The organism is Vibrio astriarenae, assembly GCF_010587385.1.
Classification (GTDB): domain Bacteria; phylum Pseudomonadota; class Gammaproteobacteria; order Enterobacterales; family Vibrionaceae; genus Vibrio; species Vibrio astriarenae.
Window position 1 is genome coordinate 117,642 of record NZ_CP047476.1, and the last position, 13,206, is coordinate 130,847.

The 13,206-nt window shown below is 45.3% G+C and carries 11 protein-coding genes; 7 read left to right on the top strand and 4 right to left on the bottom strand.

The features are described 5' to 3' along the window. Positions 1 to 6: 6 nt before the first annotated feature. The 3 genes from GT360_RS15005 to GT360_RS15015 all read left to right on the top strand — a co-directional run bounded on the left by GT360_RS15005 (position 7) and on the right by GT360_RS15015 (position 2,907). Positions 7 to 1,362, top strand: a complete 1,356-nt coding sequence (locus GT360_RS15005; protein ID WP_164649775.1) for an FUSC family protein — start codon at positions 7 to 9, stop codon at positions 1,360 to 1,362. 198 nt (positions 1,363 to 1,560) lie between these two features. Next, positions 1,561 to 2,373 (top strand): crotonase/enoyl-CoA hydratase family protein, encoded by an 813-nt coding sequence (locus GT360_RS15010; protein ID WP_164649776.1) that lies wholly within the window; start codon positions 1,561 to 1,563, stop codon positions 2,371 to 2,373. 84 nt (positions 2,374 to 2,457) lie between these two features. Beyond that, positions 2,458 to 2,907 (top strand): YHS domain-containing (seleno)protein, encoded by a 450-nt coding sequence (locus tag GT360_RS15015; RefSeq protein WP_164649777.1) that lies wholly within the window; start codon positions 2,458 to 2,460, stop codon positions 2,905 to 2,907. 195 nt (positions 2,908 to 3,102) lie between these two features. On the opposite strand, the gene GT360_RS15020 is transcribed toward GT360_RS15015, so the two are convergent. After that, positions 3,103 to 3,975, bottom strand: coding sequence for a B12-binding domain-containing radical SAM protein (locus GT360_RS15020; protein ID WP_164649778.1), 873 nt, complete (start codon positions 3,973 to 3,975; stop codon positions 3,103 to 3,105). A gap of 175 nt (positions 3,976 to 4,150) precedes the next feature. Further along, positions 4,151 to 4,945: an SDR family NAD(P)-dependent oxidoreductase gene (locus GT360_RS15025; protein WP_164649779.1), complete on the bottom strand. Its 795-nt coding sequence runs from the start codon at positions 4,943 to 4,945 to the stop codon at positions 4,151 to 4,153. Between the two features lie 306 nt (positions 4,946 to 5,251). Between GT360_RS15025 and GT360_RS15030 the strand changes: the two genes are divergently transcribed. From GT360_RS15030 to GT360_RS15040, 3 genes are all read left to right on the top strand, one after another. After that, positions 5,252 to 6,868, top strand: a complete 1,617-nt coding sequence (locus GT360_RS15030) for a glycoside hydrolase family 43 protein (RefSeq protein WP_164649780.1) — start codon at positions 5,252 to 5,254, stop codon at positions 6,866 to 6,868. 394 nt (positions 6,869 to 7,262) lie between these two features. After that, positions 7,263 to 8,018: an SDR family NAD(P)-dependent oxidoreductase gene (locus tag GT360_RS15035; protein ID WP_164649781.1), complete on the top strand. Its 756-nt coding sequence runs from the start codon at positions 7,263 to 7,265 to the stop codon at positions 8,016 to 8,018. 250 nt (positions 8,019 to 8,268) lie between these two features. After that, the gene (locus GT360_RS15040; protein ID WP_164649782.1) at positions 8,269 to 8,964 is read left to right on the top strand and encodes a porin family protein; all 696 of its coding nucleotides are present in this window, start codon (positions 8,269 to 8,271) and stop codon (positions 8,962 to 8,964) included. Positions 8,965 to 9,025: 61 nt separating this feature from the next. On the opposite strand, the gene GT360_RS15045 is transcribed toward GT360_RS15040, so the two are convergent. After that, positions 9,026 to 11,035, bottom strand: coding sequence for a methyl-accepting chemotaxis protein (locus GT360_RS15045; protein WP_164649783.1), 2,010 nt, complete (start codon positions 11,033 to 11,035; stop codon positions 9,026 to 9,028). 399 nt (positions 11,036 to 11,434) lie between these two features. Here GT360_RS15045 and GT360_RS15050 point away from each other — a divergent pair, with 399 nt between their 5' ends. Then, positions 11,435 to 11,695: a hypothetical protein gene (locus GT360_RS15050; protein ID WP_164649784.1), complete on the top strand. Its 261-nt coding sequence runs from the start codon at positions 11,435 to 11,437 to the stop codon at positions 11,693 to 11,695. A gap of 27 nt (positions 11,696 to 11,722) precedes the next feature. On the opposite strand, the gene GT360_RS15055 is transcribed toward GT360_RS15050, so the two are convergent. Next, a complete protein-coding gene (locus tag GT360_RS15055; protein WP_164649785.1) occupies positions 11,723 to 13,120 on the bottom strand; it encodes an MATE family efflux transporter in 1,398 nt (465 codons plus the stop codon). Between the last annotated feature and the right edge of the window lie 86 nt (positions 13,121 to 13,206).

Consider the following 13,206-nt stretch of genomic DNA (forward strand, 5'->3'; position numbering starts at 1 on the left):
TGAGGAATGTTGAATCCGTCTATGAAAGCGGCGATAAAGTATGGATTGGCTTTGATCCTCGCTATGTTTTGCTCAATGTGGTTGGGTTGGTCTAAGACTTCTTGGTCGATGTTGACCGTGACCGTGTTAGCGACCCTAGAGATCTACGGTTATTGGGCTCAAAAAAGTCGCAATCGACTCTATGGCACCGTTCTAGGCACTGCTGTTGCGTTTTTGCTCATTGGACTTTTTGCTCAAGAGCGCGTGATGTTTATTGCTTCAATTACCGCTTTTTTATGGATCTGCGTTTACTATCAATCTCACCGCACATTGGGTTATATGTTCAATATAGCCATCACCGTGTGTTTGATTGTTAGTAGCTCAATATCTGCAGAGAGCGCTTCGGTGATCAATACCGCTATCCTAAGAATGCAGCAAACGATGCTCGGCATCGTTGTATTTTCATTCGTCTACAAGTTTGTTTGGCCAACGTCGACAGATGAAGCTTATATCGATGAAGCACAAGCTGGGATGAAAGAGTTGCAGGAGTTATCAATAGAGCTCAAAAAAGAAGCACTTGATGTAGAGAGAGTCAGTGATCTTGCCGGAAAATTAAAAAAACACGCTGACAATGTAAAGACGCTTTTGTCTTTGCCAGTAGAGTACAGCGATTTTCTATCTCACCATAGGGAAAGAGTCGTGGCTCTTGTTGCTGCGATAGACAATGCCAGTAAGATAGCTAGCCAGTTATGTTCCGACAAAAACCAAAAAATATCTCGCTTGGATATGGAGGTGTTTGATGAGCTTGTCGAAGAGGTGAGAAGCTTTGTCGAAAGCAGAGGTTCAGTCCAACTACACCATATAAATAAGGGTAGCTTGTCGAGTCTATCTCGGATGTCTTTACCAAGAGAGAAACGACTCTATTTTGCCAATATTGCAGCGTGTGTGACCGTGTCTGCTTTCATGCTGTGGATCTACATGCCAGTGCCTAATGGTGTTCTTTTTCCGACATTAGCAGGCGTACTAGCAGCGAATGTGTTGACGATTCCAGGTAAAGCGGTGAAATACATTATGTTGTTTTATGCCATCACGGCATCCTTTCTATTGTTACAGTATGTCTTTGTTATGCCGGAATTAACCGAAGCGTGGCAGATTTTACTGCTCTATTTTTGCAACGCAGTACTACTCTGGCGGTTATGTGATTATCTTAAGCTGAGCCCACTGAAAGCACTCGCTGGCAACATACTGGTGAACATCCCGGCAAGTGCCGTGGGGTTGGTGCCATCATACGATGTTCAGGGGCCGCTGAATATGATTCTATTGCTATTTATGTCATTGCTATTAATAGAGTTCTACGCAAAGGTGTTTTCTATCAAAGCGTAGTGAACGAAGTGTCGTTTAGCCATTCATCTTTGCTTAACAAGAATTGGATCTCCCACAAAAGGTGCTTCGTTGAGAGCCCTTTTTTGGGGATGTAACACTATAAAACATTTTTAACGTCAACATGGTTTCGATCTCTCTTTCTTTCCTCAATGGTCTACATTAATAACTGGTAAGACCAATCAAGGAAGAATTCACCCAATGTCTCACTCCCCAAGAATTACCTGCGAAATTGATGAAAATCAGATCGCTACCGTTAGGTTAAATCGAGCCGATAAGCTCAATGCTATCGACATGGCGATGTTTAAAGCCATTAATCAGATAACCACAGAGTTGAAAAACAATAAGAGCGTTCGCGCCGTCATCGTCAAAGCCAATGGCAGTGACTTTTGTTCTGGACTGGATGTGAAGTCACTGCTCACTAATCGAAAAGATGCCCTAAAGCTGTTGTTCAAATGGTGGCCGACCTTACCTAATGCCGCACAGAGGTTTTCTATTGGTTGGCGAGATGTTCCTTGCCCCGTGATATTCGCTATACACGGTCGGTGTTGGGGTGGCGGTTTGCAGTTGGTGAGTGGCGGAGATTTTCGGATAGCGAGTCCGGATGCCAATTTTTCCATTATGGAAGCCAAATGGGGCTTGATACCTGATATGGGAGGCGCGTTGGCCTTTCGGGAACTGATGCGACAAGACCATACGATGGAGATGGCTATGACCGCTAAAGTGATTGATTGTGAAACGGCTAAAGACTACGGCTTGGTCACTAAAATTGCTACTGACCCCTATGCGAGCGCGTATGAACTTGCCTTGGAGTGCATTAATCGTTCACCTGACGTGTTGGCGGCAAACAAAAAGCTTTACCACAGAACTTGGTGGGCAAGTCAGGGTAAAGCTCTGGGTTTAGAGACGTGGTATCAAATTAAGGTTGCGATAGGCAAGAACCGAGCGATAGCGGCAAGGCGTGAGAGAAAGCCTGAAGAAAAACCCAGTTACGTAGCTCGTCAGTTTAAATAGGAAAATTGCAGTTATTTTGAAAGGTTTCGGCAGGTTGTTCTGTCTTTTTAGTAGTGAATAAGCCGGATGATATGGAGTGTTAAGATGAGACTGTTTTTGAAATTGTTCAGTGTGGTTGCCCTAATGTTCAGCTTTATGGGTACAGCTTATGCTCTAGAGCCTGTTTACAGCGATTTCTTTGGTAAGGCGATCAAAGGCTATGATCCTGTCGCATACTTCACCGAGGGCAAAGCAGTAGAAGGAGACTCGGACTTTCAATATGAATGGAACGGTGCTGATTGGTATTTCTCATCACAAGAAAATCTAGATAGATTTGTAGGAAACCCAGAGCGTTATGCGCCTCAATATGGAGGCTACTGCGCTTGGGCGGTCAGTAAAGGTTATACTGCGAAAATAGACCCGCACGCTTGGAGCGTTGTGGATGGAAAGCTCTATCTCAACTACAACAAATCCGTTCAAAGCACATGGCAACAAGATATTGCAGGCAATATTGCCAAAGGGGATGCGAACTGGCCTAGTTTATTAGCGCAGTAGGTTAAATATGACACTGTAGGGAGGTAAGGTTGTTCATACCGTTTTTTGAATTAGTGTCGTCGCTTTGTACACAGACCGTTATTTTGAACACAGATCGTCATTTTGAACTTGTTTCAAAATCTACCCAACCACGGCGAGCAAACCTACGGCAAACCAAAGCCACCCCAGTGTTTTAGGGTGGCTTTCCAACCTTAGTTACCAAGCAAACGTCTGAATCACATTATCCTTGGCCATTGGATTGTTCTCTATCGCGGCATTAATGCGTTTTAGCATGAACTCTTGTGAGTCAGGTAAATATCCACGCTGCGGCACGATATTGTTACCGTGATCACCCCAATAGAACATATCGACATCCAGGTTTTCGAGAAGATACTTCTCTTCTTCCAAAATCTGTAGCTGTGTCGGCAGTACGAACTCACCGCGTTCTACTTCACGCTCAAGTTCACTACCCGGTTGCACAGCTAATGCCATCGGTGCGATTTGCTCAGGTTTCACCATATTGAGCAATCGAGTCGTTTCTTCGATATGCTCTTTTGAGCGTTCACGCCCACCAAGCCCAAAGATAAACGACAACAAAACAGGAATACCAGCCTCTTTTGCACGCGCCATACCTTCAATAACGTGCTCTTGTGTCATGCGTTTTTTGATCTTCTCAAGCACAACAGAGTCACCTGACTCTAGTCCTGAGTAGACAAGACTTAGGCCCGCTTCTTTGAGCTCTTTGAGTTCATCGACACTCTTACGGCGAAAATCATTCATTCCTCCATATAGCGCAATATGTTTGCACTCTGGGAAGGTCTCACGAATTTTTTCTAGCACTTGTAGTAAGTAGTCAGTGCGAGCCGCAAGAACATTACCGTCGGTCAAAAACAGCGATTCAACATGGGTATACACACGTCGCATCTGTTCAATATCAGCGAATACGTCTTCGATGTCGCGGATCTTGAATCGTTTGTCATCAAACATGGTGCAGAAAGTACATGTATTGATGCTGCAACCGAGTGTCACCTGAATGAGTACACTGTTTGCTTCTGGCCATGGACGGTAGATTTTGCCCTCATATCTCATGAGTTACTCCTGGGTTATTCACCCTCTGTAGCAATTATTCGACGCAGCTAGCCTATCAATACCCTCCTTGTTTGATAATTGAGCTGTTTGGATAATGACTTTATAGAATTTATTGATAATGGTGAGACAAAAAAACCCGACAGCATGCCGGGCTCGTGCTGCTTGAGTGATTTGGCTAAATGAGTGACTCAATGGTCGCCATCACTTGGTTAACCTTGGCGTCGTTAAGCGCATCTGGGTGTGGTGAGCTCAAACGACCAATATCGTTGTCAAAGTAGTCGCCATGGTTGTCTTTAAACTCATCAGACAGTGCCAGACGGGTTAAAATGTCGGCACCGATGGACAAGTCACCACCATTTACGCCATAGGCGTCTTTGACCATTTTGCTTCCCAGCATTGAGGCTGGGTTCACTGAAATCACGAGTGGTCCAGACTCTTTAAGCTCAAGCCCCATCTTACGTGACCACATTGTGATTGCTAACTTGCTTTGAGCGTAGGCAGAGCTGTCACTTAAACACGCATTCCCTTTGAGCGCATCAATAGACACGGGCGCTTGCGCTGCAGAAGACAGGTTCACCACGCGGCTCTCTTTACCTAATGCGGGCATAAGTGCTTTAGTGAGCACATAAGGAGCCAGTGTGTTCACGACAAAACGGATGTCTTGACCGTTTGCAATCGTCGTCACAGGTGTGCTGTATACGCCAGCGTTATTAATAATGACATCAATGTGTGCATGGGCCTTTAAAACGTCTTGAGCGAGCTCGCGCACCTGAGATAGATCAGAAAGATCCGCTAAAAAGCCTTCAACAGTGGCGTCGCTATTTACTTGCTTCAAAGCAGCAATCGCAGCATCTAATTTTGCTTTGCTACGACCATGGACCAACAAGTGATGACCGTTCGCAACAAGCTGTTGTGCTGTTTCGAAGCCGATACCATCTGTAGCGCCTGTAAGTAAAATGATTTTGCTCATTGCCGAATCCTTAGTTTTTCAATCGAAAGTGTCTTTGTCAGCGTGTCTGGTTAGAGTTTCTTAACTGAACGCCGATAAGCATAGCCCAAACTAGGGGGAGTGATAATTTGTTAGTTTAAGCAAACAGTTTATAGTTTTCGTTGATAATAGCTTCGTATTGCCATCATTTTTCTTTTTTCTTTATTGCTCTTGCGTTTTTTCACAACCCTTATGCGGCTCCCATTACTCCGCGTCATTTGATTTTATATTGGATTTTTATGTTACGAGTAACACCCAAGAACGTCAGTCTTACAATAAGGTTTATTCATGATCTCAAATCCAATCATTAAAGGTTTTCACCCTGATCCCTGTATTTGTCGTACAGGTGACGACTACTACATTGCGACATCCACTTTTGAGTGGTTTCCGGGTGTGCGTATTTTCCACTCTCAGGATTTAAAGAACTGGAAGTTAGCCTCTATGCCCCTTGATACCGTTGAGATGCTGGATATGAAGGGCAATCCGGACTCAGGCGGTATTTGGGCACCAGCGCTAAGCTATTCAGATGGTCAGTTTTGGCTGCTGTACACCGACGTAAAGGTGATCGATGCACCATGGAAGAATGGACGAAACTATCTCGTCACAGCGAAGAACATAGACGGACCTTGGAGCGAGCCAATACCGATGGGTAATGGTGGTTTTGACCCCTCACTTTTTCATTCAGAGGATGGGAAAAAGTACTATGTCTATCGTACGTGGGGCCCGAGAAACCATAGCGATCCCAACAACGATATCGTGGTGCAGGAGTATGATGTAAGTGCGAAAAAGCTAGTGGGTGAACGCGTCTCTATTTTCTCGGGGACAGACGTGAAATACACAGAGGCGCCCCATATCTATAAAAAAGACGGCTACTATTATCTGTTAACGGCAGAAGGGGGCACGAGCTTTGAACATCGAGTCACTGTGGCGCGTGCTAAGCACCTATATGGTCCTTATGAAGTTTCTCCAAATGGACCGTTGCTTTCGACCTGGCATGAACCCAATAACCCGTTGCAAAAAGCTGGGCATGGGTCATTAGTAGAAACACCTGATGGTGATTGGTATATCACCTATTTGGTGAGCCGACCTCTGCGCTTTCCCGGGAGGCCAAGGTTGGCACGATGGGGGAGAGGGGCTTGTTCTTTAGGCCGAGAAACGGGTATCGATAGAATTGAATGGGTGGATGGGTGGCCGAACATTGTTGGAGGAAATAGCGCGAAACTGACGATTCCTGAGGCACCGACTCGCTATCAAAGTGAACCTGAAAGTGAAGCAATTTATGATGACTTTTCAAAATCGACGCTCCAAGGGCATTGGCAAACGTTGCGAATCCCATTTTCAGATAAGTTAGGTAGCTTGATAGAGAGAGCAGGTCATCTTCGACTGCGTGGCAATGACAGCTTGCTCTCGACCTTTGAACAATCGACCGTTGCAACGCGTTGGCGACATCATGAATTTATCGCCACCACTCACCTGGAGTTTACTCCCACAAACTTCCAGCAATCGGCGGGATTATGTTGTTATTACAACACGAGTAACTGGTCATATGTCGCCGTTGAGTTTGATGAAGTCACGCAAAAGCGCTGCATAAGGCTAATGGTGGTTGATAAGCAAATCGCCAGTTTCTACTTCTATGAAGATGAACTGTTAGTCATCCCGGATGACGTTGAGTCACTGGGGTTAAGAGTGAATGTTCAAGGTTTACATTATCAGTATCAATACTCATTTGACGGTATTGAATGGCTGACACTACCGATCAAACTTGATGCTTGGCGACTCTCCGATGACTACATTGATGGGCGGGGGTTCTTTACTGGCGCTTTTGTAGGATTACACTGTGCAGACATCAGTGGATTTGGTTGCCATGCGGATTTTTCGGAGTTCAGTTACGAGCCTAGATCATAATTAGATTAGAAAAGTGGACGCCCCCGCAGAAGCGTACTTGGGCGTTCACCTTGCTGGTACGTGCGCGTGCTTCAAATTAAAAAGTATGACTATTGCTTTTCGTTTTTCATCATAAATGTAACGCATTATTTCTTCACCGCCTTTCCTAAACAGGGATTATCTCGCAACTTTTGAGCCAAGTATGAGGTGTTTATTAGCCTGGCAGCAGTATGAACAGAGCGTTTTCAGTGTTCGACTGAAAGCGCCTAAACTGAGAAGTCGATCAATAATCATAAACAATGCTACAAAGAAGCAGTTGCAACTTGAATTATTTGTCATACAATAAGACTCAAATTCGATGGCGTTGAACTTTTCTCATCGACATCACGTTAACTCAAATACAAGAGAGCATCACATGGCTAATAAAATTGCATTTATCTCTGGCGCTACTGGCGGTATCGGTTTCCAAGTTGCTAAGCGTCTAGGTCAAGACGGTTACACTGTCGTTCTAAACGGTATCGAAAACGAAAAAGGCGAAAAGTGTGTTGCTGAACTAGTTGAAGCGGGTATCGAAGCAGAATACCGTGGCTTTGACGTAACAGACGAGCACGCTGTTACAGAAAACATCAACGCGATTGGCGAGAAGTACGGCAAAATCGACGTTATCGTAAACAACGCTGGTGGTCTTGGTGGCCGTAGCCCAATCGAAGGCATGGAAACTGAGTTCTTCCGTAAGGTAATGGCTCTTAACCTAGACAGCGCATTCTTCGTATCTCGCGCTGCGATCCCATTCCTTAAGAAGTCTGACAACGCGTCAATCATCAACTTCACTTCTAACGCAGCTTGGAACGCAGGCGGCCCAGGTGCAGGTATTTACGGTACTTCTAAAGCAGCAGTACACACACTAACTCGTGCACTTGCTAAAGAGCTAGCGCCTGCTGGTATCCGTGTTAACGCGGTATCTCCAGGTACTATCGATACTCCGTTCCACGCGCAAATCAAAGCGACTAAGCCAGAAGTATTTGCTTCTTGGGCTGACAGCATCATGCTAGGTCGTCTAGGTCAACCAGAAGAAGTTGCTTCAACAATTTCTTTCCTAGTAAGCAAAGATGCATCATTCATCACTGCTGAAACGCTACAAATCGGTGGTGGTCAAGCCCTAGGTATCTAATTACCTGAGACTTGAACTCAGCAAGTCATTTGCTGGCATCAAGATTGAGAAACGCCGTTGGCCTTTGGTCAGCGGCGTTTTCTTTTTTTACTTGCTCACTAAGTGAATTACTTACTCATTTTGATTGAATGATTTGACCCTTCAAACGTGATTAACCCATTGAATCATGGATCAGTAAACTGCCTCCCAATCCATCATTCAAACCACCACCGAGTTTGTTCATCTACTCGCATCCGATAAGTTGAGACCAATGAAAAAAACACTGTTAGCTCTGATTATTGTTTCTTACCCACTGTATGCTTCAGAAAATCTAGAGCGTTTGAGCCCCTCTTACGCAGGTGGCGCATTACAAGGTAACTACTACAAAAGTGAATCAGACTCAGAGGCGGGCATTAAGCTTCAGGTGGGTAACGGTAAAATCGCAGGTACGCTTGACTATGTAAATGTTGAAGACGAAGGAGAACATTATGGAGCAACCAACCTAGGTTTTAAATTCAAAACCAGTGGTCTGTTTGGCGGTGCTGAAATCAATCTACACTCGGACGAGCATTTTCGTCACTATGGCAACATTGATCCTGAGTACGGCTTTCACTTTGGCTACGATTTTAATCCCAACCTTTATGTGATGTGGGAAAGAGATAAGGCTGACTTTGATAATCAAAATAATGATTACTCAACCGTAAGCGGTGATGTAAAGCAAGATGTCGTTAAGCTAGGGGGGCAGATGCCGCTATCCAATTCTGTCTATTTAACTGGAAACATAGGCTGGTTGCAGCAGCAAATCGATATTGATGAGCATCATAGCAGCGTATCGGACAGAACAGAGCGCAGAGGGATTGCGGATGTTGGTATCCAATACATCAATGCTAATGGATTTAACGTGGGGGTGGATGTTGCCTACAACGACGAGACATCAGTGAACTTTGTCATTGGTCGCTATTTTTAATAAAAACGGAGCAGATGAGCCTGCTCCGTTTTGCTATTTGAAATGATTTGAGGGTGGAGGACTAGTCCAACTTGAATCGATTGATGGTCGAGTTAAGCTCATTAACGACACTGCGCTGCGACTCGATCTTATCAATGATGTTCGATGTACCCTGAACGGTTGCTTGGGCAATCTCATCCACTGAGTGAGTTTGCTGCGTGATTTCACCAGAGGCAATCGCCTGTTCTTGAACCATAGACGCAATCTCTTGTGACTGATTGTCAATGCGCTGAACCGCCTCGCTGATCTCTTGCAGCGTGTTATTCACCTTGGCGATAATCTCTACACCTTTTTCTGCGCGCTCACGACCGACATGCATTGACTCAACCGCACCCACAGCAGAGCTTTGCAGTTTAGTGATGATGGTTTCAATGTCTACAGTAGACGCTTGTGTGCGGCTTGCTAGTGTACGTACTTCATCGGCTACCACCGCGAAGCCACGACCTTGCTCACCAGCGCGAGCGGCTTCTATAGCTGCGTTAAGTGCAAGTAGGTTCGTCTGCTCAGCAACGCCTTTGATTACCTCAAGCACACTACTGATAGAGGCAACGTCATTGTTCAACACAGAAACCACCTCTTCTGAGTTGCTGACGTCAGAGTACAAATTACGTATCAAATCTGTGGTCTGATCGACGATCTTATGGCCTTGCTCTGTTGAGTCTGTCGCCTCTTGCGCATACTGACTCGCCATTTTTGCATTGTCGGCAATGCCACTGATGGTTTGCGACATTTCGGTTGATGCCGTTGCGATCTGCTCAATCGATAGCTTTTGCTGCTCAACGCTTGAAGCGAGTTGGGTTGATAGTAGGGCAATTTGCTCTGATTCCACATTAACCTGCTCTGATGCCGAGCGGGTGGTTTTGACGGTATTTTGGATGTTAGTCAGGAATGTATTGAATGAGCGGCTGAGTTGTCCAAGCTCATCTTGGCTAGTCGCGTCTAGACGCTGGGTTAAATCTCCCTTACCTGTCGCAATGTCATCCATTGCTGCTACAACACTCTGCATTGGTTTTGTCAGTAGGCGGTTGATAACCAGCGTCATCAGAACACAAACAAATGCTAGAATCGCGAATGCACTACCGATAGCACTGATAATGCTTTGGTTCACTGGCTCGGAAATCATGGTAGAAGGCACCATAAAGCCGATGCGCCAGTCGAGGTCCATTGTGTTGTCAGTGATTGATTGAATGAAGACGCGTTGCTCTTCACCTTTGTAGATCACATCGAGTGTTTCAAAATCCGATGATTTCGAGCGTTGCCAAACTTGATCGAAGCCTTTTGTGTTAGCAAAAATTGAGTCGATTTGGTCAATTTTTGGTAGTTTAGACATATCGATTTGACCGCTATTGTCATTGAACGCAATTAAGTCGCCGTTCGAGGAGAATAGGAAGCCGGCACCTTCATTTTGATAGGAGAGACGATCAATCAAGTCTGTTTTAATTCGGTTGGCAAGAATATCGATACCTAACACACCAATCAGTTTGCCACTGTCATCTTTTACCGTGGTTTTTATTGACGTAACGATACTTTTGTCGTTGGCATCGATCTGTGGCTGAGTAATAAACAGGCGGTCGATGCCCAGCGCTTCGGGCCACCATGGACGATTAGTAGTGTAGTAGCTCAGATCATTGTAGCGACCGTTGATATCAAAGTATTCGTGAGTGTTTGCTGGCGCATAGAATACGGATTTAATCGCTGGGTCGTGTGCTGAAATGTCTTTGAACATCGACACGATAGACCGATAGGTTGGGTCTTGGTCGATATTAGAGCCACGCTCTGTGTAGTTGGCAAACCAGTCGTTCATGGTGCGATTCACCATTAATGACGTGACTACACGTGAGCGCTCACGGAAGAATTCGCGAATTTGGTGCGCAGCAGCATCAACCACAAGTGTCACATCTTGTGTAACATCTAACTCCACCTCTTTGATGCGACTGTTAATGTTGTTCACTGACACAATGATGGAGATCAAAAGTAATATAGCAGCAATAGAAATGATCAGTTTCTTTGCGATTGTATTGAAAATATTCATAGCCAATCCATTCAAATAACAACGGACCCAGCGCTGTCACTGAGTACTGTTTTGACGTTATTAAGTCCCAAATACGTAATTTTGGTTAACCATGATTCTATCGGCCAACGTGTAACCAACTTTAGTGATTATTGGTAACAAGTTTCAAACACGAAGTTTGTGGGCTTGAAATATATGCTTTGTCCATCTTAAAAATGGTAACGCCCGGTCTTTGGCTGAGCTTGTTACTCGATAAGTCAACTTTTGCGCTGTTTGTGCATATTTGAAGCGACTCGTTCAATGACTTAGTGATGCCGATCCAGATATGCAAATTGATTTATAAATTTGTCATAGTTCTGCCGTACTGTTAGCCCCGAATTAAGCCACTAGGCAAATTAGAGAACTAGAAGTGAACAGGGTATGGCTAGAGCAGTAAACAACGCCGATAAAACCATTATTAAGTTATTACAACGACAGGGCTACATAAAAAGTGAAGCGGAGCAGTGCTTAAAACGAGATGTATACCAGTTAAAGGCTGATGAGATCAGCAAGGTAAAAAACTATGCGACACACTTTGGTCTAGAAGCAAAGCAGAAATTGATAGATGAAATTTTGGAGCTCAGACGTGAAGCGATGATTGCGCGATTGAGTTGTCCAGAGAGGGAACAAAGGCCTGCGTGAGCGCTGGCCTTTATCATATATGATGGCTTAGGAAGCCGTTGCTGTCGCTTGTGGCATCGTTGAATCATTTCGGCGACGCATGACAACCGCAAGACGAATCAGCATTGCAATAGCTGCAACCGTTAGGCCGGTCACGATGCCAACCCAAAACCCTTTTTCACCCATTGCTGGAACAATGTGGTCGGTTAGGCCAAGGATAATGCCGAGCGGCAGTGCAAGACCCCAATAGGCTGCGATCGCCAACATCATCGGCACTTTGGTATCTTTGTAGCCACGCAGTGCACCGTTTGCTGAGGTTTGCAGCGCGTCACTAAACTGGTACACAGCAGTAAACACCAGCAAGGTTGCCGCCGTTGCACTGACTGCCGGGTCAGTGGTGTACAGGCGAATGATCCATTCAGGGAACAACAAGAAGAAGGCCACAGAAACTAATGACAGTAGTGCCGCAGTGATAATACCGAACACGCTGCGCTCAATCGCGCTTTTGTCTTGTTTTGCTCCTAACGAGTGACCCACTCGAATCGTAATACCAAACGAGAGGCTCATTGGGATCATGTAGGTCATGCTCGAAATATTCAGAGCAATTTGTGCGGCTGCAACGTTTTCTGCACCAATCCGACCAATCAAAAGAGCGATGACGGCAAAGATGCTGCCACAGACAGCGATGTTCATACCAATTGGCACACCCAGTGAAAGCAGGTGTTTGATCTCTTTAAGCCGTGGTTTGATGTCTGCGAAGTTTAAGATCTTCTTGTAGTAGTGATGGTACTTAATATAGCTCCAAAGTAGTGCTGACATCAGCCAATAAACAAGACTTGTCGCCCAACCACAGCCAACAGCGCCCATCGCAGGAAAACCAAGTTCCCCGTAAATAAGCACATAGTTCACCGGAATGTTAATCAACAGACCAATTACCGACACAATCATAGGGGCACGGGTATTGTTCATTCCTTCACAAAAGCCGTTCAGCGTATAAAACAGCGCAATACCCGGAACACCAAACGCGAGTGCAACCACATAGTCACTCGCAATCGGGATGATTTCCGCAGCGACACCAATGCCGTTGAGGATAGTTTCTCCGAGTAATAGATAAACGATTAAAATGGAGCTAACAAAGGCTGCGACCCAAAGCATTTGAATAAATTTGATACGGATTTTATCGGTATCTTGGGCGCCTCGGTGAAAGGCGACAACAGGCGTGAGTGCCATGATGATGCCGCGCAATAGCAGGGATACAGGTACCCATAAGCTGGCGCCAAGCGCGATGGCAGCGAGATCAGCAGCACTGACTTGGCCTGCCATAGTGGTATCAACAAAACCCATTGCTTGGGTGGCAAGTTGGGTCAGAATAATAGGGATCGATAAGTGCAAAAGAGCACCCGATTCTTTGAAAAAGCGAGAGATAGACGATGTCTGGTTTTGCATGGGGATAGCTAAAACACCAATATCAATACACGAGTGGATGCAGGATGGCGTGTGTGTATCGTAGGGTGTGCCCTTCAGGGCGGCGG